Source organism: Tateyamaria sp. (assembly GCF_039940735.1).
Lineage (GTDB): Bacteria > Pseudomonadota > Alphaproteobacteria > Rhodobacterales > Rhodobacteraceae > Tateyamaria.
In genome coordinates this window covers 49637-69140 of the sequence record NZ_JBDVGB010000048.1, presented here as the reverse complement: position 1 = coordinate 69140, position 19504 = coordinate 49637, and the positions used below count along the sequence as shown (strand labels likewise).

Sequence of the window (19504 nt, the reverse complement as noted above, 5' to 3'; positions counted from 1 at the left end):
CCGAGGCGATGAACGGCCGCTATAGATGGGCGAAACTCGACAGGAGCCTTCATATGCCCTTTGACCGTTCGATCAAGATCGCCCCATCTATCCTTGCAGCCGACTTTGCCAATTTCGGGGCCGAATGCGCAGCTGTTGAAGCGCAGGGGGCGGATTGGATTCATGTGGACGTAATGGATGGCCATTTCGTGCCCAACATCACCTTCGGCCCAGCCACCTGCGCCGCCATTCGCCCCCACATCAAAGGGGTGATGGATGTGCATTTGATGATCGCACCGGTTGATCCCTTTATTGACGCCTTTGCCGACGCGGGGGCCGACGTGTTGACGGCCCATGTTGAGGCCGGGCCGCACATTCACCGCACCCTTCAGGCCATCAAAGGTGCTGGTATGAAAGCAGGTGTTGCGCTGAACCCAGGGACACCCGCCAGTGCAGTAGCCGAAGTCATGGATATGGTTGATCTTGTCTGTGTGATGACCGTGAATCCCGGCTTTGGCGGGCAAAAATTTATCGACATGACGACCAAGATCAAAACACTGCGCGATATGATTGGTGATCGCCCCGTGCACATCGAAATCGATGGTGGCGTTGATCCAAAAACAGCACCGCTCGTGGCACAAGCGGGCGCAGATGTGTTGGTGGCTGGCTCTGCTGTGTTCCGCGGAGGATCAGTCGATGATCCTGCACCCTATGGCAACAATATCCGAGCCATTAGAGAAGCCGCACTTGGTGTCTGGACTTAATCGGTCTCTGACACAGAAAACGACCGGAGTGCGTGTCGCACTCCGTCCTAGTTAAGTTCGTCGAAAAACGTCGAGATCAGTTTATGCTTCAGGATTTTACCCGTCGGCGCTGCCGGTAAGGAACTTGCAAACACATATACGGCGGGGCGTTTGTACCCCACCAGTCGCCTCGATACGAATGCGTGCAAGATTGCCTCATCAAGCGTCGACCCAACAGCGGGTTGTACAAAGGCCAACACGTCTTCATCACTGCCATTTCGCCGTCCAATCACCGCTGCCTGCACGACATCTGGATGATCACTTAACGCTGCCTCAACCTCTGGCGGATAAACGTTAAAACCACCATGGATAATCAGCTCTTTAAGACGCCCGACGATATGCAAACGGCCCTGATCATCAATGCGCCCCAAGTCGCCCGTTTTCAGCCACCCATCCACCCCAAGAACATCAGACGTGGCTTGGAGATTGCGAAAATACCCTTTCATCACATGCGGTCCGCGCGTCAGCACTTCGCCCACGCCGTCAGGCCCAGCGGCGTCAATCGCAATCTCGACACCCAACAAAGCAGGCCCGACAGACGTGTCCGGATCGCCCAATGCGTTGTGTGTCGCTGCCACCCCAGCGGTACTTTCCGTCAGGCCATACCCATTCTGAACGGCCACGCCATAAAACGTCTCAGCCTTACGCTTCCATGTCGGATCAAGCGGCGCAGCACCCGAAGAAACAAAACGCAACGTATCTGAGCCCAGCACCTTTAGCCCAAGCTTGCGGGCATGGGCCATCAACAGCGCATGCATTTGAGGCACACCAGAAAACAAGGTAATCCCACGGTGCAAACCCTCAAATACGGCGTCCACCTCAAAGCGCGGGATCAAACGTACCGTTGCGCCTGCGAATACCGAGGCCACGATAATTGAACTCAGCCCAAACACATGGGTCGCAGGCAACACGCCATAGATCAAATCGCCCGGTGTCATCCCCCGATACTTGGCCGAAGTCGCACCGCCAAAGGACACGTTCCCATGGGTCAACATGACACCTTTGGGGTCGCCCGTGGTGCCCGTGGTGTAAAGGATAACCGCCACGCCCGCAGCACTGGGCGAACTTTCGTGTTCCAGCGCAACAAAGTCCAAGAGCCCCCAAAGCCCGACAAGCGTCGCGGCCCCCAAACGTTCGGCATGCTGCGCGGCATCCGGGGAAACTTGTGACGTAAAAAGGATCAAGGACGGGGCAGCATGCGAGACGATCTTGTCAATCTCGGCAGGCGTTTGGCGCGCATTTACAGGGACAATCACGGCCCCAATAACCCATGTCGCGAACAAAGCCGCCGCACCAGCTGCACAATTTTCCGACACACAAACAACGCGGTCGCCCGGCCCTACGCCGTTGTCCTTAAAAGCCTGCGCCAAAGCGCGAGCCGCCGCATCAAGATCGCGATAGGACCATACCGCACCTGTCGCATCTTCTAGTGCGCATGCCTCGGGCCGAACAGCCGCCTGGTGCGACAACAGATCATAAACAGATTGGGCGGGCACTGCGCCAACCCGGTCCGCATTCACGGCTTAACCCGTTTATATACACCCGTCGAAGTGGCCAGCACCGTGCCGTTCTCGTCCGTCAGTTCGCCTTCTGCAAAGACCAAAGACCGCCCACCGCCCGCGATGCTGCCTGATGCCGTGACCCGGCCGCCACGTGCGGGTGCAAGATATTGCGTGGTCATCGAAATCGTCATGAATTTTATGTCGCCCGCCGCGTCCCCCGTCAGTGACGCCGCAAAACCCATCGCGTTATCAAGCATACAGGACATGATGCCACCATGCAGACCGCCGTGGCGATTGGAATGCTGTGCACCGATATCAAGATGGCAACGGGCCGTTCCGTCACCTGCCGAGATATCAACCACATACCCAAGCAAGGTTTGCGCGCCAGTTTCGTCCTGAATGATGCCGGGTTTTTCAGTTGGTTGAGAGGGCAATGTAACGCTCCAAATGGTAATCCGTATCGCCAAAGCGGTGGTCGGCCATGGTAATGCGTTTGGCGATATGGGCCAGTTCATATTCTTGGGTCATGGCAATACCCCCATGCATTTGGATCGCCTCTTCGGCCACAAGGCGGCCAATACGCCCGATCAGGTTTTTACTGGCGGACACGTGCAGATCACGATTTGCGGCATCGACATTTCCCGCCACGTTGATGACGGCACTGCGGGCCTGTTCCATTTCGATCAACATGTCCGACATACGGTGTGCAAGCGCCTGAAACGTGCCGATGGGTCGCCCGAACTGTTGCCGCGTCATAAGGTATTCTTTGGTCAATCCAGTTGCCGTTTCCATCGCCCCCAGCGTTTCAGCGTTGATGGCAACAACGGCAAGCGCGGTTGCGTCCTCATAATCCTTCAACGTCAAACCCAGCGGGCTAGCCGGGGTGTTGTCCAGTGTAACTTCGCCCGCACGCCCCCCCGCCAGCAGTGGGTAACCTTGGATGATAAGGCCCGGCGCGCCACGCGCCAAAAGATAAAAAGCGATGGTGTCGCCGTCGCGGGCAGAAACGATCAAATGATCAGCCGCTTCGCCGTTCATCACGAGCGCTTTGCGACCCGTCAATGCGCCGCCACTCGCCCGCGTATGCACGTAATCAACGTCATACCGCCCACCCGGTTCGCCATGCGCCACGGCCAGATGTATAGCGCCTGAAATGACGTCTTCGACCATTTCTGTTTTGCCCGCAGCTGCCAGCAAACGGCCCGCCAAGAGTGCGGAGTCAAGAACAGGTTCAACAACACCTGCCCGCCCCAGTTCTTCAAAGACAACGGCAATGTCGAACCCAGCGCCGCCAAAGCCGCCTTGGTCTTCGGTGAACAGCGCGCCCAGAACGCCCAGTTCGGCCAGATCGGACCAAATTTCAGGCGAAAATCCCGCTTCGGAGTCAAGGATACCGTTGCGTATGTTTGTCGTGTACTTTTCACGCAAATAACGGCGCAACGTGTCTTGCAGCATTTGGCGTTCATCGGTGAGGTTAAAGTCCACAGTTACGCGCCTCCGCTCATGGTGACTTTGGCGATAATACCGCGTTGGATTTCGTTGGATCCTCCGAAGATCGACAATTTCCGGTTGTTAAAATATTGCGCAGCGACGGGACCTGCCTGATTGGGATCAGGGATCACATCATTGGCACCGTCAACCGCTTCAGAGGCGAAGGGCATCGCGTAAGGCCCCGCCGCACGTCGCGCTAAATCATTAATTTCCTGACGCAGTATCGAGCCCTTCACCTTAAGCATCGACGCCTCTAAACCCGGCGCTCCACCTGCGGCAGCCTGCGAAACGATGCGCAAATTAGACGTCGCCATCGCTAGCATATCGATTTCCACCTGTGCCACGCGTGCCGCAAAATGTGGATTTTGCAAAAGCGGTTTGCCGTTGTGATTTTCGGCCCTTGCCAGACGTTTGACGGCAGCCAATGCCGCCTGACTAGCGCCCACCCCACCAAGGCCCGTGCGCTCGTGGGTCAGCAAATATTTGGCATAGGTCCAGCCTTTGTTTTCCTCGCCGACAAGGTTGGAGACGGGCACCTTCACATCCGTGAACCAAACTTCGTTCACCTCGTGACATCCATCCAACAGAATGATCGGGCGCACTTCGACACCCGGTGTTTCCATGTCGATCAACAAGAACGAAATGCCTTCTTGCTGCTTTACCGACGCATCCGTACGGACAAGGCAAAAAATCATGTTGGCGTGTTGGCCCAGCGTCGTCCATGTCTTTTGCCCATTGACGACATAGTGATCGCCATCACGCTCGGCTTTGCATTTCAACGATGCAAGATCCGACCCGGCACCCGGTTCAGAATAGCCCTGACACCACCAATCCGACCCGTCCAGAATGCGTGGTAACCAGTGGTCCTGCTGTTCTGTTGATCCAAATTTTTGCAGCACCGGCCCCAGCATCGACAGACCAAATGGCACGATGCGCGGGGCGCCGTGCGCGGCAGCTTCGACGTCGTAAATATGACGCTGTACCGCGCTCCATTCCGCACCGCCAAAGGCTTTCGGCCAGTTCTGTGCCAACCAGCCGCGCGCATTCAGAATGGCGTGCCACCGTTCCATGTCGTCCTTGTCCAAATCGCGCCCCATGCGCACTTTTTCGGCAATCTCGGCAGGTAGTTCTGAGCGTAAAAAATCACGCAGCTCGTCTTGAAATACTAACTCTTCCCGGGAATATTTCAGGTCCATCTGTCAGCCCTTTTTATTAGCATCATCAAAGGTCTGCCCGTCAGCCACCAGCTGACAAAGCAACGGCGCTGGTGCCCAGAAATAGGGATCAGTTTGTGCATAGCCTCTGATATCAGAAAGCAGGCCCGTAAGCCCGTCGATATCCGCCCATTTCAGCGGTCCACCCCGATAGCGAGGGAACCCGTAACCGAACAGCAGTGTCATATCGACGTCGAGCGGGCGGCGCGCGATGCCTTCGCCCACGACTTTGGCGGCCTCATTCACCATCGCCGCCATATAGCGGCGGGTGATTTCGTCTGCGGTGAACGTGCGCGGCGTAATGCCTTGGGCGGCGCGTTCGGTTTCGATCAATGCCAACACGTCGGGGTTCGGAACCCGCGCCTTTGGGCCGCCTGCGTAATCGTAATATCCCTTGCCCGTTTTCTGGCCAAAGTGCCCAGCTTCGCACAGTTTGTCAGCGTAAGTGACGTCGCGCGCCCGTGGGTCCAGCCCTTCGGCGCGTTTACGTTTGCGTCCGGCCCAACCGATATCAAGGCCTGCAAGGTCCGCAACCGCAAATGGTCCCATGGCAAATCCAAACGCCTCAAGTGCGGCATCAATTTCGAACGGGGATGCGCCATCAAGGATCATATGATCCGCGCATGTGCGGTAGGTTGATAGAATACGGTTGCCGATGAACCCATCGCACACACCGGCCCGAACTGAAATTTTGCCCAACGCTTTGCCCAAAGCAAAGCCTGTTGCGGCAACATCCGGTGCCGTTTGGTCAGCTACAACAACTTCAAGCAGTTTCATCACATGGGCTGGCGAAAAGAAGTGCAGACCCAACACATCACCGGGCCGCGACGTGCTTGCAGCGATTTCGTTGATATTAAGGTAAGACGTATTGGACGCCAATATCGCACCCGGTTTACATACACGGTCGAGTTCAGCAAAGACCGCCTTTTTGACAGCCATCTCTTCGAACACCGCCTCGATCACCAGATCAACATCAGACAGCGCATCATAGTTGGTGACGACCTGCAACGCTTGATCCAGCATCGTAGAGTGCTGATCGGCGTTGATTTTACCACGCTTTAATGCGCCAGCCAGATTACCCGCGATGCGACCATGTGCGGCCTCGCCTGCCTCTGGCGTCATTTCCAAAAGATGCACGCGCAGACCTGCAAGCAGGGCTGCTGTCGCAATCCCCGCGCCCATCGTGCCCCCCCCAATCACGCCGACATGAGCGATGCTGCGCGGTTCAACACCTTTGAGTTCGGGCAGATTGCCCACTGCCCGTTCCGAAAAAAAGGCGTGAATCATGCCTTTGCGCTGGTCGGTTTGCATAAGGTCGAAAAAGATCTGACGTTCCGCCTTGAGCCCCGCCGCAAAATCACCATCATAGGCTGCCTGCACCGCGCGCACGCACCAAGCTGGCGAAATCTGTCCTTTCGAGCGGGTCAAGGTGGCATCAAAAGCGGCATCCCAATCGATGGGGGTTGGCAAGGGCATCTCGCTCACGGGGCGACGCGGCGCATCCTCTGCCACCAGTTTTTCGGCATAGGCAATACCGTTCTGCGTCGGGTCACCGTCCTGCACCACATCTACGATACCGATCTTATGCGCCTGTGCCGCGCCAATTTGTCGACCTGTGGTCATCACATCCAAGGCAGCCTCGACCCCTGTCAAACGCGGCAACCGTTGGGTGCCACCGGCACCGGGCAACAGCCCAAGGTGCACTTCGGGCAGGCCGACGCGGGCCGACGGTACTGCAATGCGATAATGACAGCCCAGCGCCACCTCAAGTCCGCCGCCAAGCGATACGCCATGCATCGAGGCCACGACCAAAAGGGGCGAGGCTTCGATCCGGTTGATCAGCTCAGGCAGGAACGGGTCCAATGGCGGCTTGCCAAATTCGGTGATGTCAGCGCCGGCAAAAAAGGCCCGCCCTTCGCCTACGATCAGCACAGCGCGTACGCCCGTGTCAGCTTCGGCACGATCCATCCCGTCCCACAGGCCCTGCCTGACCGCTTGACTTAATGCGTTAACAGGTGGGTTGCGCACGCTTAGAACAGCGATGTCGCCGTGGCGGGAATAGGCAATCTTGTCGCTCATGGGGTCTCCGCTGATGGTTGGGGCGGCAAGGGTCCTGCCCTTCCCGCGCGCCCATCAGCCTAAGACACGTTCACAAAAGGGCAAGCCCTTCCAAGGCGAACGCGATATCCCATCACGCTTCGCGACGGTAAATAAAGCAACGCCCCTCTACGGCGCCGTCTGGCAATGGTTGCTCGACAAGATCATCAAAATACATCCGATCTGATGCGACCATCAACCCGCCAACTGCCAACAGCGGCGCGACAACGGGTGAGATATTGCGTGCGAAAAGATCATTCTTTTTTGCATTGTGCCCACCGAGGTCAGCATGGATCAGCGCCGCCGTCGCCCCAAACCGCGTGAACGCAGCTGGCAACGTATCATACACATCCCCCAGCAGGACCATGTCTTCGGGCGGCGTGCTATCAGGATGCGAGGCAACAGCCCGTTCGAACACGAAAATATCACGATCAGATAAAATGTGACGCATGTGATGATAGGTGCGCCCGTTGCCAAGGCCCAGTTCAAAGACCGGCCCCGGCAGGTCGGCGATTTCACGTGCAGCATGGTCCAAACAGGCACGTTGTGACACCATACGGTCCACAAAAAGATCAAGACGGCTTTGGGTCATCGACAAAATTCCTTTGGCTTTTCCTCTAGATGGGGCACTTTGTAACGAAAGTGTAGCAACTTTTGCGACATAACTGTCGTCTATGGACCTATGCGCCGGAATCGGTTTGACTGATCTTTGGCAAAAAATGCAACAAAGGACGGTATATGCCCCCCCTGCTAAGCGTAAAAAACCTGTCGATCGGCTTTGGATCGGCGCCGCCAGTGGTGGCAGGGGTGAATTTTGCCGTGAATGCCGGTGAAACGCTGGCGCTTGTGGGCGAAAGTGGATCTGGCAAGACCCTAAGCTGTCGGTCGATCCTGCGCATTTTGCCAGGCGCTGCGCAAATGCGCAGCGGGGAAATTGAATTTGGCACCGGTGCGTCGCGCGCTGATTTGCTTAAACTCGGCCAGAAACAGATTCGCGCCGTGCGCGGCGACGCCATTTCCATGATCTTTCAGGAACCGATGCGGTCTTTGTCGCCGCTGCATCGCATTGGCAACCAAGTCAGCGAAGTATTGACCCTGCACCGCGACATGAGCGCCGCAAACGCCAAACGCGATGTGCTGGCCACCTTTGAACGTGTAGGTTTTGCTGATCCGGAACGTGCTTTTCGCGCCTATCCGTTCGAAATGTCCGGCGGCATGCGTCAACGGGCCATGATTGCGATGGCCATGGTGGCCAAGCCCGAATTACTGATTGCCGACGAACCCACCACCGCGCTTGACGTGACCACGCAGGCGCAGGTTCTGGGCCTGATGAAAGATCTGCAACGCGACACGGGTATGGCGATGATCTTGGTCACGCATGATTTGGGCGTCGTTGCCAATATGGCCGATCAAGTTGTGGTCATGAGCAAAGGCCATGTGATGGAAAGCGGCCCTGCCAAAGCAGTGCTGGGCGCGCCGGGGCATGGCTACACACAAAAGCTGTTTGCCGCCGCACCTATGATCCCCACAGTGGCCGAACCCTCGCCGCCTGTAGTGGATGATGATCTCATCCTTGAACTTAAAAACGTGTCCAAAACCTATACCGTGCGCGCAGGTGGATGGCGCGAAAACAAGTTGGTCCATGCCTGCCGCGATGTGTCGCTTAAATTGCAACGTGGCACGACTTTGGCCGTGGTTGGCGAAAGTGGCTCTGGTAAGACAACGTGCGCGCGCATCGCCCTTGGTGCCGAAATCCCCGATGCGGGGTCAGAGGTTCTATTTCGCGCCGGTTCCAACTCGAATCCGGTTTGCGTTAACGACCTAACGCGGTCCCAAAAGATCGACTTTCAGCGCCAAGCACAGATGGTTTTTCAAGACCCCTATTCATCGCTATCACCGCGTATGCGCGTCCAAGAAGCGTTGACCGAACCGATGGAAATTCACTGTATCGGCAACCGTACCGAACGTCGCGACAAAGCAGCGGAGATGCTGCGATGGGTCGGTCTGAAACCAGACATGCTGAAGCGCTATCCGCACGCGTTTTCTGGTGGCCAACGCCAACGCCTGTCGATTGCGCGCGCATTGACCCTTAATCCCGAGTTGCTGGTTTGTGACGAACCCACCTCGGCTTTGGATGTGTCCGTTCAGGAACAAATTTTGACCCTGCTGGAACGTATTCGTGACGGTATGGGGTTAAGTTATTTGTTCATTAGCCACGATCTGGCTGTGGTCGCGCGCATAGCTGATGAAGTCGCCGTGATGCGTCAGGGTATGGTGGTCGAGCAGGCCCCGCCCGATACGCTGTTTTATGCGCCCCGCCACCCCTACACCAAGGCGTTGATCGCAGCCCAACCCGAACCTGATATGAACCGCCCGATCGATCTGGCGCAGGTCGCCCTTGGCGCAGGATCACCCACCGGTTGGGCCGAAGAATTTCGTTTCGATGGGCTTGATGCCCCCGATCTTATCCAAGTTGAACCCGGACATAAGGTGCGTTGCCATGTTTAAACACGCCGTAGCCCTTGCGTGCGCTGGCCTGATGGCCTTGCCTGCGCTCGCCCAAACAGTCGTTACCGAAAGCCCATTTTGGGCGGCCGAGGTCGCCAAAGGCGACATGGACGCAGCGCCCGAACGTGTTCCCGACGTTCCATACATCGTCGATCTGGCCGCAAAGGGGCGCGAATTTGGCACCCAAGGCGGCACCTTACGCACCATGGTCACACGGTCAAAAGACGTGCGCCAGATGGTTGTCTATGGCTATGCCCGCCTTGTCGGCTATGACGAAAACTACAAGCTGCGGGCAGATGTGCTGCGCGACTATGACGTAGAAGAGGGGCGCATTTTCACCCTACACCTTCGTCCCGGCCATCGTTGGTCAGACGGCGCGCCGTTTACGTCAGCTGACTTTCAATATTGGTGGGATCACGTCGCCCAAAATACTGAACTCAGCCCCAATGGCCCACCCCAAGTGATGCGCGTCGGCAATGACGTTGGCGACATGACGTTCCCGGATGAACATACCGTAGTGGTATCCTTTCCGCACGCAAACCCGACGTTTTTACAACAACTTGCGCAGGCGTCTCCGCCATTTATCTTTCGCCCGTCACATTACCTCAAACAGTTCCATGTGGATTTCAACACAGTGGACGAGATGGAGGAAATGATCGACAGCAAGCGCGTTCGAGGATGGGCGCCGCTGCACAATAAATTGGACAACATGTACCAATTCGACAATCCATCGTTGCCCACGTTGCAACCTTGGATGCCCGCCAGCGTCAGCGGCAATTCGCGCCAGTTGTTTGTGCGCAATCCCTATTTCCACCGCGTTGACGCGCGCGGAACGCAACTGCCCTACATTGATGTGGTTGAGATGAATATCGTCGGTTCGGGTCTTGTCGCAGCCAAGTCAAACGCAGGCGAGGCCGACTTGCAGGCGCGCGGCCTTGATTTTCGCGATGTTTCGATCCTGAAAAAAGGCGAAGTTGACGGCGCTCCCTATCGCACCTTTTTGTGGTCCAATGGTGCTGCAAGTCAGATCGCGATTTATCCCAACCTGAATTTTGCCGACCCCGTTTGGAACAAGGTGATCCGCGACGCCCGCTTTCGGCGTGCTTTGTCGCTGTCAATCGACCGGCGCATGATCAACCGTGCGCTCTATTTTGGCCTTGGCCGAGAGGGCGGCATGACGGCCCTGTCTCAAAGCCCGTTTTTTGACCCGACAAACCTGACCGAATGGGCGATTTATAGCCCCGGATTGGCCAACGAAATGTTGGATGAAATGGGCCTAACCGAGCGTAACAAAGCCGGTGTGCGCCTACTTCCTGATGGTCGACCGATGGAATTTGTGATCGAAACCGCGGGTGAACGCCAGGAGGTTGGTAATGCGCTGGCGATCATCACAGACACATGGCGTGATATCGGCGTAAAGCTGATCATGCGCCCCCTTGACCGTGACATTCTGCGCAATCGTGTATTTTCCGGCGTTACAATGGCCGCCGTTTGGTTCGGATGGGACAACGGCATCCCGCAGGCATTCACGCCGCCTGACTATCTTGCGCCCACCGATCAGGTATTTTTTGCATGGCCCAAATGGGGTCAATATCACCAAACACATGGACTGGCCGGTGAACCCATCGACATCCCAGAAGCCCAACGCTTGTTGGACTTAAGCGATACCTGGCGTGAAACTGAGGTGGAGGCCGAACGATCTGACATCTGGCGCGAGATGCTGGCGATTCATGCGGATCAGCAATTTGGCATCGGCATCCTGTCAGAAGCGCCGCAACCCGTTGTTGTGTCAGACCTTCTACGCAACGTGCCCGAACAAGCCCTGTGGGCCTGGGATCCGGGTGCTCATTTCGGGGTGCACCGCGTGGACGAATTCTTTTTCGCAGAGGATGAAGAAGTCATCGCGCAGGTTTCCAAATGATGTTCGTACGTTACGCAATCTGGCGGTTTCTAACGATGTTGCTGACTCTGGCCGTGGTGTCAGTACTGGTCTTTGTCATCATCAACCTGCCGCCGGGTGATTACCTTTCCAACCAAATCGCTGAACTGCGCGCCACGGGCCAAGCCGAAGGTGTGGCCAAGGCAGAATTTTTGCGCACCGAATATGCGCTGGATCGCCCCTTGTGGCAGCAATATTTGATCTGGGTTGGTGTGATCCCCGGCCCAAACGGGTTTTCCGGCCTTTTGCAGGGTGACTTTGGATGGTCTTTTGAATTTGACGCACCCGTGGCCGACATTGTTGGCGACGCACTGTGGTTGACGGTACTGGTGAATTTAGCGGCTGTGTTGTTTGTTTATCTGGTCGCGCTGCCTTTGGGCGTCTTGGCCGCGGCGCGCTCCGCCACTTGGGTTGATTATACCACGGCCTTTGTCGGTTATCTGGGCCTTGCGACACCTAACTTTTTGCTGGCTTTGATGCTGTTTTATTACGGGCATAAATATCTAGGCCTACCCATTGGGGGCCTGATGGACCCCAGCTTTGAAGGCGAACCGATGTCGATGGCAAAGGTGCAATCCATCTTGGTTCACCTGATCGTTCCGACCTTTGTGATCGGCACATCCGGGGCCGCGGGCATGATGCAACGCCTGCGGGCCAACATGCTGGATGAACTCAGTAAACCTTATGTCGAGACAGCAAAGGCCAAAGGTCTGGGCCCTTCCAAACTGCTGACAAAATACCCGCTGCGCATGGCCTTTAACCCCTTTGTTGCTGATATCGGCAACCTGCTGCCTGCGATGGTGTCGGGGTCGGTTTTGGTGTCTGTGGTGCTGGGCTTGCAAACAATTGGGCCCGCACTTTTGACCGCATTAAAATCGCAGGACCAATTCTTGGCCGCCTTTGTTTTGATGTTTGTGGCCTTACTGACGCTTATCGGCACGATGATTTCTGACCTCTTGCTGGTGCTGCTTGATCCGCGCATCCGCTATGGCGCACGAGAAGGATAACAATACCATGAGCACCCTTCCCGACGGCCGATTCATCGACGACGCCCCTTACGATCCCAATGTCGACCTGTCTGCACTAGACCGCACCGACATGGACGCGCCGAACTTTGTACTCGTCTGGCGCAAATTCAAGAAACATCGGCTTGGCCTTGTATCTGGCATCTTTTTGTTTCTCGCCTATATGGCCATCCCATTTGCTGGTTTCTTTTCGCCCTATACGCCCAATGAACGCAGCGCCGAGTACTTGTATCACCCACCCCAAGCGATCCGGTTTTGGCACGAGGGCGAATTCATCGGCCCCTATGTTTACCCGACCGAGGCGTTCGCCGATCTTGAGAATTATCGATGGCGCTATACCACCGATAAAACACGGCCCATGCCGCTCCAGTTCTTTTGCAAAAAAACCCAATACAACCTCTTTGGTATTATTCCCGCCGAAACCCACCTGTTTTGTGCCCCCGAAGGTGCGACCGTGTTCATCTTTGGCTCGGACCGGCTGGGGCGTGACGTGTTTTCGCGCATTTCTTATGGTGCGCAGCTGTCGCTGACAGTGGGTCTGATCGGGATCACAGTGTCTTTCATCCTTGGCATCGGGTTCGGCGCGATTGCAGGGTACTTTGGCGGCGCGACCGATTGGGTCGTCAACCGTGCGATCGAAATTTTACGCTCGCTCCCTGAGTTACCTTTATGGCTGGCCTTATCTGCGGCGGTGCCGTCGAATTGGGGACCAGTGTCGGTGTTTTTCATCATCTCGGTCATCCTTGGCTTACTGGATTGGCCGGGGCTTGCGCGGGCTGTCCGAAGTAAGTTCCTCTCGTTGAGAGAGGAAGAATATGTCAGAGCCGCCGAAATGATGGGTGCCAAACCGGGCCGAGTAATCCGCCGCCACTTGTTGCCGAACTTCATGTCGCACTTGATTGCGTCCGCCACCCTGTCGATCCCCGCGATGATTTTGGGAGAAACGGCCCTTAGTTTTCTGGGTCTTGGTCTGCGTGCCCCTGCTGTGTCGTGGGGGGTGATGCTCAACGATGCGCAAAACCTTGCCAGTATTGAGATTTATCCGTGGACAGCGATCCCCATGCTACCAATTATCGTGGTGGTACTGGCGTTCAATTTCCTTGGTGATGGCCTGCGCGACAGTTTGGATCCCTACACATAATGCGCATCGCGGACATCTCGGCCCGCGCTGTCATGGCCCCTTTGGCCACGCCGATCAGCACTGCGCAAGCGGTGATCCCGGCTGCGCCTTTGGTGTTGGTCGACGTGCAAACGGACGAAGGCGTGTCTGGCACCGCCTATATCTTTGGCTACACGCCACTGACGCTGAAACCTTTGGTCAGCTTTTTACATGGGCTGCGCGACACATTGATCGGTCATTCGGCCAATCCCGATGACGTCACCCGCGCCACTGAAACCCAGTTTCGTTTGCTTGGGCGCCAAGGCATCGTCGGTATGGCATTGGCGGGGTTGGACCTTGCGCTTTGGGACGCGCAAGCCCGCGCGCTTGACGTGCCGGTCTGCACGCTATTTGGAGCCGCGCCGCGACCAATACCCTGCTATGACAGCCAAGGTGTGTTTGTTCCGGGACGGGACGAACCACTTATCGAGGCCTCTCTGACGCGCGGTTTCCAAGCCATCAAAGTCAAACTTGGTTTCCCCACAAGGGCCGAAGACGTCGCAGCCTTGCGCGCTGTTCGTGCGATTATGGGGGCGGATCGCGCTTTGATGCTTGATTATAATCAAGCCTTTGACGCACCCGAAGCCATCGCGCGCATTCGTGCCATTGAGGATGCAGGAATCAATCTGGCGTGGGTCGAAGAACCCGTTCCAGCCGAGGATTTCGCCGGATTATCTGCTGTACGCGCCGCCGTTTCAACACCAATCCAGTCCGGGGAAAACTGGTGGCATCCGGCGGATGCGGCACGCGCGCTTGCGGCAGGAACCACCGATTTGGCGATGCCGGACATGATCAAGATTGGCGGTTTTTCTGGCTGGTTCCGAGCTGCGGCAATGGCCGAAGCCGCCGCCGTACCCGTCAGCAGCCACCTTTTTATCGAGGCCTCAGCCCATGCATTGGCCGCCACGCCAAAGGCGCATTTGCTGGAATGGTTGGATATTGCCGGCGGCTTGATGGATGCGCCTTACGCGTTACACGATGGCTGCGTCACAGCACGTGGTCCCGGTCTTGGGATCACATGGGACGCAGACAAAGTCGCGCACTATCAGCTGAAATAACGCCGCTTATCAGGACGATCGTTTGGGTGGCTGCCCGCCACCTTGGGCAGCGGCAGCCCGGCGCGCCTGATTTTTCTTGCTGTTATATTTGGCTTGCTTGGGCGCGCCCGATTTTGGGGCTCCTGTCGGTTTTCCAGCATGCGCCGCTTTGTGACGCGGTTTTTTGGGTGTCGTCACGCTGCCGTCTTTGACCGCTTTTTCCATAGTCGAGGGCGCTTTGGCGAATGGCTTTTTGCCCGACTTATTCGCAGGCTTCGCACCCGGCTTTGGCTTGCGCGGCTTCGGTGTCGACGTGTCATTCCAATCGATGGGTGCTGCATCATTGCGCGGTTTGGGTGCCGGCGCAGAATCACTGTCCCAGACACGTTTCTTTGACGGTTTACCGGCGGGTTTGGCTGCATCGCCGTAGTCACGCTTGGGGCGATCATCGTAGGCCCGCTTGGGTTTATCCGCGAAATCACGCTTGGGTTTATCGCCGTAGTCGCGTTTGGGTCTGCCGCCCGGCTTGCTATCAAAGCGCGGTTTGGGCTGGCTGGCTGCCGCAGGCACGCCGTCAAGCTGCGTCATGGTGGCGCCGCCTTCGATCTGCATGGCCCCGCCAATGTTTTTCAAAAAGCCTGCGACGGCCTCGGTTTTCAGTTCAACATACGACATGTCGTTCACGATACGGATCGCACCAATGTCGTCTTTGGTAATGTCGCCTGCGTTGCACACAATCGGCAACAAGCGGCGCACTTCGACACCCTGATCCCGCCCACCGGTGACAGAAAACCATGTGCTTGGCCCAAACGGAACGTGGACCTTTGGAGTTTTGTCCTTAGCTTTCACATCTGACAGATGTTCGGGCGAGGTATGGCGCAATCCGTGAATGCGCAGAAGTGCGGCGGCAAGTTGGTCCGCGCTGAACTCGGCGGCCAGCTTGGCGACCATGTCAGTTTCTTTTTCGGTGATGGGATCGGTCCACATCGGGTCGCTCATCAGACGGGCTTCGTCTTGGGCGCGCACGGCGCCTGCGGATGGGGCATCGACCCATTCAGCGTCGACTTGCGCACCTTTCAGGATACGTGACGCTTTAGAACGGACTTTGGCTGTGACGATCAACACGCTTGTGCCTTTGCGCCCAGCGCGACCTGTTCGGCCAGATCGGTGCAACAAGGTTTCGTGGTTTGACGGCAGTTCGGCGTGCACCACCAGATCAAGGTTGGGCAAATCGATCCCACGTGCGGCCACGTCTGTGGCGACACAAACCCGCGCGCGCCCATCGCGCATGGCTTGCAATGCGTTGGTGCGTTCGGATTGCGTCAATTCGCCTGACAGCGCCACAACCGGAAAACCGCGATTTGACAGACGCGTCGTGACGCGGTTGACCATGGCGCGCGTGTTACAGAACACGATAGCATTGGGCGCTTCGTGATACCGCAAAATGTTAATGATCGCGTTTTCGGCATCATGATTTGCCACGCTCATCGCTTGGTAGGTAATGTCGGCGTGCTGCTTTTCGCCCGACGTAGTGGCAACGCGCACGGCGTCTTTTTGATAAGTCTTGGCCAGTCGCGCAATTTGCGCTGGCACCGTGGCCGAAAACATCAGGGTGCGGCGGGTATCGGGGCATTCGCCAAGGATGAATTCAAGGTCTTCGCGAAAGCCGAGGTCCAGCATCTCGTCGGCTTCGTCCAGCACGACGCCGCGAATTTCAGACAGGTTGATGGAACTGCGCATGATGTGGTCACGCAGACGACCGGGGGTCGCCACGACAATATGCGCACCGCGGGCAAGAGCGCGCTTTTCGTCGCGCATGTCCATGCCACCAACACAGGATGCCATAACGACGCCCGTTTCGGCGTACAGCCACGCCAGTTCGCGTTTCACCTGTAACGCCAATTCACGTGTCGGTGCGATGACCAAGGCCAACGGCGCGGCGGCCATTTGAAACAGGTCTTCGTCGCCCAACAATGTCGGTCCCAACGCGATCCCAAAGCCTACGGTTTTGCCTGATCCGGTTTGTGCAGACACCAGCAAATCCGAGCCCACCAAATCGGGGTCGGTTACAGCAAGTTGCACCGGCGTAAGATCGGTATAGCCACGGGCGGTCAATGCGGTCTGGAGAGGCGTAATCACGGGTTCAGGTCCTAACAAAACATGCAACCGGCCGATGCCGGTCGCCAAGCTTGCGCGCCTATGCCCTTCTGAGGCCCTTGTCGAGGGGGTTTATCGGTCGTCCCCGTCCGCGTCCTCGCCATCCAACAGGTCTTCTTCCAGCGATGCCTGTGCGGCGGCGGTGATGGCTTTGCGATCTTCCTCGTTCAAATCTTCGGCTCTTTGGCCATCGGCAAGGCGCACTGTCACCTCGCGGTGGGCAAATTTGATGCCGTTCAGTTCAAACAGTTGACGGATTTCTTCGTAGACTTTTTTACGGACAAGCCATTGATCTCCGGGCTTTGTCATGAATTTGACGCGGATGATCATGGCGCTGTCTTGCATTTCAATAACGCCTTGGGATTTCAGCGGCTGAATAAAGTTGTCGCCAATCACTGGATCATCCAACAAAGCAACGCCAAGGTTTTTGATCATCTTGCGCACTTTTTCGACGTCGGTGTCATACGTCACACGCAACGGCAGCTTCATAATGACCCAGTCACGCGAATAGTTGGTGAGCACCTGAATTTCACCAAAAGGCATCGTGTGCAGCGCACCAAGGTGGTGACGCAATTGAAAAGATCGCACGCTGATTTTTTCGACCGTCCCTTTGACCCCGCCCACGTCGATGTATTCACCGCGTCGGAAAGCGTCATCGAACAAGAAAAACGCGCCGGAAAAGATGTCGCGCACAAGGCTTTGGCTGCCAAAACCGACCGCGACACCAATGATACCAGCACCCGCGAACAGGGGGGCCACGTTGACGCCCATTTCCATCAAAGTGATCAACGCGATGATCACCACGATCACGATCAGGATGAAATTTCGGAACAGTGGCAACAGAGTCGCCAAGCGCGACGCACTCGTGCCGCCACCTTCGTCGCCCAATTCGCCGTCTTCCATGTCGCCTTGTTCTTCGGCAATTTTCTGGTCGATCCAAATCCGGAACGCGTAATACGAGATATTGCCCAAAAACAGGACGATGGCCACGCTTAGAAACTGGTTGGCGAATGAATCAGCAACGATCCCGGATTCCGGGCTCCACATTCTGATGAAGGCATAAACGCCAGCAACAAAAGCAACAATCCCGGCAACGCGCCGCGCCAACGCCTGAAACGACGTCAGCCCGCCGCTTGCCGTCAGAAGCTGCTCAGGATCAAGGCCCTCTGAATTTTCAGCGATTTTTAGTTTGTGTTCTTCGATCAGCCGGGCGCGGGTAAAGCTGCGTTCGATCACATAATTTAGCACCCCGTAAACCACGATGATTGTCGTCAGGATCACCCACCCCCCCAACAACAAAGGCGTGCCGTTCAGTGCGCCCAGCACAAGGTGATAGGTTTGGTTCCCCCAAGCAAACACAAAGAACAAGATGCTGGTCGGTGCCCAGGCCCGCGATAGGGTTCTGAGCACCCAACTGGCATGGCCGGCCGACCCATCATTCAAAATCGCAGCCGTTACGCTGCGCCGGTTGAACAACACCAGCGCAACGCTTTGCAGCATGACCACAAGTGACAACAGCGAAAACAGAAAGACATAGACGTCCTGATTAAGCCCAAATGAACGAATCCACTGCCCAAACAAAAACGCTGAAATCCCCAGTATTGTGCCAGCACTTAGCCAATGGAAAAGACGCCTTGCGTCAGCGTTCGACAGCTTTGGAATGCGATACTGCGGAAGAAACGGCGACACGATCATCCGCCAGACGTTGATCACGACGCGTATACTTAAATAGCCAACGTTGATCAGTGTAGCCGTAAATTGCAACGATGGGTCTTTGAGTGGGCCAAAGAAGATTGAACCCAGTACGTATGCCACGGCAATCGACAGCAAAATGCCAATCACCCCCATAAAAAACCGGAAGATGAGAAAAGGCATCTTTTCGGCATAGCCGTGTGGATTTTCGCGAATGCGCGCGACCACAAAGCGTTTGGCCATGTGTTTGCCGTAGACGTAGTGTTGAAACAAAATGCCCAGACCCAACAGCAGCAAACTGAGCAACAGCACCTTAACATAGGCAAATATCGTTCCGTCCGGGCTGCTGGATCGCAAAATCTGAAGCACCTCGCTGAAAGCTGACGGCAGTTGCAGAAACCGTGTCACCAACGCCGTGCGAAAGGCCGCAGCACTATCTTGCACGCTAATGAGCGTTAGGCCGCTTTTTTCGGCCTCTTCGAGAGGTGGTGCGTCACCAATTTCACTTAAGACCGTGCCGTTGCTGTCAATGACAATGACGCTGACACCATTTTCCGAAGCGGCGCGTAGCACGTCATCAATGTCTGTCGTCGCAGAGCCCCCCGAAGGCACCAGACTGGTTAGCCCTTGTGCATAACTGTGCTGAGGAACGAGGCAGGCGACCCACAGCAGTGCACTCGCCAATAACATCCAAATCGTGTTCGTCCGCATACAGTCTTTTTTCCTTTGCCACCGCTGGAAGCTAAGCGAGCGACGAAGCGCTGGCAACTCCGTCGGGCTGAATTTGTGCCCGTTGCAAAACGAAGCGGACTTTTTTTGCAATACGTTCTATTCCATGTCATAGCGAGTCTGGGGTGGTTCGATCTGGGGCAATGGCCCGAAACCGGACACGGACCAATGG

Annotated in this window: 14 protein-coding genes; 6 read left to right on the top strand and 8 right to left on the bottom strand. The window is 56.4% G+C overall.

Annotated elements, in window-relative coordinates; genetic code table 11:
* Nucleotides 1–53 precede the first annotated feature (53 nt).
* Nucleotides 54–743, top strand: coding sequence for a ribulose-phosphate 3-epimerase (rpe, locus tag ABJF76_RS09360; RefSeq protein ID WP_413822168.1), 690 nt, complete (start codon nt 54–56; stop codon nt 741–743).
* A gap of 47 nt (nt 744–790) precedes the next feature.
* Here rpe and ABJF76_RS09355 read toward each other — a convergent pair whose 3' ends face one another.
* From ABJF76_RS09355 to ABJF76_RS09330, 6 genes are all read right to left on the bottom strand, one after another.
* The gene (locus ABJF76_RS09355) at nt 791–2302 is read right to left on the bottom strand and encodes a class I adenylate-forming enzyme family protein (protein WP_413822167.1); all 1512 of its coding nucleotides are present in this window, start codon (nt 2300–2302) and stop codon (nt 791–793) included.
* The gene (locus ABJF76_RS09350) at nt 2299–2718 is read right to left on the bottom strand and encodes a PaaI family thioesterase (protein WP_413822166.1); all 420 of its coding nucleotides are present in this window, start codon (nt 2716–2718) and stop codon (nt 2299–2301) included. The genes ABJF76_RS09355 and ABJF76_RS09350 overlap by 4 nt, the downstream gene beginning before the upstream one ends.
* On the bottom strand, nt 2699–3769 hold the full coding sequence (locus tag ABJF76_RS09345) for an acyl-CoA dehydrogenase family protein (RefSeq protein WP_413822165.1): 1071 nt from the start codon (nt 3767–3769) through the stop codon (nt 2699–2701). Before ABJF76_RS09345 ends, ABJF76_RS09350 begins: the two co-directional genes overlap by 20 nt.
* Nucleotides 3770–3771: 2 nt before the next feature.
* Nucleotides 3772–4971, bottom strand: coding sequence for an acyl-CoA dehydrogenase family protein (locus tag ABJF76_RS09340; protein ID WP_413822164.1), 1200 nt, complete (start codon nt 4969–4971; stop codon nt 3772–3774).
* Between the two features lie 3 nt (nt 4972–4974).
* Nucleotides 4975–7068 carry an FAD-dependent oxidoreductase gene (locus ABJF76_RS09335; RefSeq protein ID WP_413822163.1) on the bottom strand — a complete coding sequence of 698 codons (2094 nt, stop codon included), beginning with the start codon at nt 7066–7068 and terminating at the stop codon, nt 4975–4977.
* 112 nt (nt 7069–7180) lie between these two features.
* Entirely contained in the window at nt 7181–7678 is a 498-nt protein-coding gene (locus ABJF76_RS09330) for a class I SAM-dependent methyltransferase (protein ID WP_413822162.1), read from the bottom strand.
* Between the two features lie 146 nt (nt 7679–7824).
* Here ABJF76_RS09330 and ABJF76_RS09325 point away from each other — a divergent pair, with 146 nt between their 5' ends.
* The 5 genes from ABJF76_RS09325 to ABJF76_RS09305 are packed head-to-tail and all read left to right on the top strand — an operon-like array spanning nt 7825 to nt 14775.
* Nucleotides 7825–9594: a dipeptide ABC transporter ATP-binding protein gene (locus ABJF76_RS09325; protein WP_413822161.1), complete on the top strand. Its 1770-nt coding sequence runs from the start codon at nt 7825–7827 to the stop codon at nt 9592–9594.
* Entirely contained in the window at nt 9587–11515 is a 1929-nt protein-coding gene (locus tag ABJF76_RS09320) for an ABC transporter substrate-binding protein (RefSeq protein WP_413822160.1), read from the top strand. Before ABJF76_RS09325 ends, ABJF76_RS09320 begins: the two co-directional genes overlap by 8 nt.
* Complete coding sequence (locus tag ABJF76_RS09315) at nt 11512–12540, top strand: ABC transporter permease (protein WP_413822159.1); 1029 nt, start codon at nt 11512–11514, stop codon at nt 12538–12540. Before ABJF76_RS09320 ends, ABJF76_RS09315 begins: the two co-directional genes overlap by 4 nt.
* A 7-nt stretch (nt 12541–12547) precedes the next feature.
* Nucleotides 12548–13699: an ABC transporter permease gene (locus ABJF76_RS09310; protein ID WP_413822158.1), complete on the top strand. Its 1152-nt coding sequence runs from the start codon at nt 12548–12550 to the stop codon at nt 13697–13699.
* Nucleotides 13699–14775 carry an enolase C-terminal domain-like protein gene (locus ABJF76_RS09305; RefSeq protein WP_413822157.1) on the top strand — a complete coding sequence of 359 codons (1077 nt, stop codon included), beginning with the start codon at nt 13699–13701 and terminating at the stop codon, nt 14773–14775. Before ABJF76_RS09310 ends, ABJF76_RS09305 begins: the two co-directional genes overlap by 1 nt.
* Nucleotides 14776–14784: 9 nt before the next feature.
* Here the strand turns inward: ABJF76_RS09305 and ABJF76_RS09300 are convergent, their stop codons facing one another.
* Both ABJF76_RS09300 and ABJF76_RS09295 read right to left on the bottom strand, forming a co-directional pair.
* Nucleotides 14785–16893 (bottom strand): DEAD/DEAH box helicase, encoded by a 2109-nt coding sequence (locus ABJF76_RS09300; protein ID WP_413822156.1) that lies wholly within the window; start codon nt 16891–16893, stop codon nt 14785–14787.
* 90 nt (nt 16894–16983) lie between these two features.
* The gene (locus ABJF76_RS09295) at nt 16984–19314 is read right to left on the bottom strand and encodes a mechanosensitive ion channel domain-containing protein (protein WP_413822155.1); all 2331 of its coding nucleotides are present in this window, start codon (nt 19312–19314) and stop codon (nt 16984–16986) included.
* Nucleotides 19315–19504 lie beyond the last annotated feature (190 nt).

Bases quoted from the DNA above. Each gene is read 5' to 3' on its own strand.
- ABJF76_RS09305 (WP_413822157.1), top strand. From the start codon at position 13,699: ATGCGCATCGCGGACATCTCGGCCCGCGCTGTCATGGCCCCTTTGGCC.
- ABJF76_RS09335 (WP_413822163.1), bottom strand. From the start codon at position 7,068: ATGAGCGACAAGATTGCCTATTCCCGCCACGGCGACATCGCTGTTCTA.
- ABJF76_RS09315 (WP_413822159.1), top strand. From the start codon at position 11,512: ATGATGTTCGTACGTTACGCAATCTGGCGGTTTCTAACGATGTTGCTG.
- ABJF76_RS09325 (WP_413822161.1), top strand. From the start codon at position 7,825: ATGCCCCCCCTGCTAAGCGTAAAAAACCTGTCGATCGGCTTTGGATCG.
- ABJF76_RS09295 (WP_413822155.1), bottom strand. From the start codon at position 19,314: ATGCGGACGAACACGATTTGGATGTTATTGGCGAGTGCACTGCTGTGG.
- ABJF76_RS09330 (WP_413822162.1), bottom strand. From the start codon at position 7,678: ATGACCCAAAGCCGTCTTGATCTTTTTGTGGACCGTATGGTGTCACAA.
- ABJF76_RS09340 (WP_413822164.1), bottom strand. From the start codon at position 4,971: ATGGACCTGAAATATTCCCGGGAAGAGTTAGTATTTCAAGACGAGCTG.
- rpe (WP_413822168.1), top strand. From the start codon at position 54: ATGCCCTTTGACCGTTCGATCAAGATCGCCCCATCTATCCTTGCAGCC.
- ABJF76_RS09320 (WP_413822160.1), top strand. From the start codon at position 9,587: ATGTTTAAACACGCCGTAGCCCTTGCGTGCGCTGGCCTGATGGCCTTG.
- ABJF76_RS09310 (WP_413822158.1), top strand. From the start codon at position 12,548: ATGAGCACCCTTCCCGACGGCCGATTCATCGACGACGCCCCTTACGAT.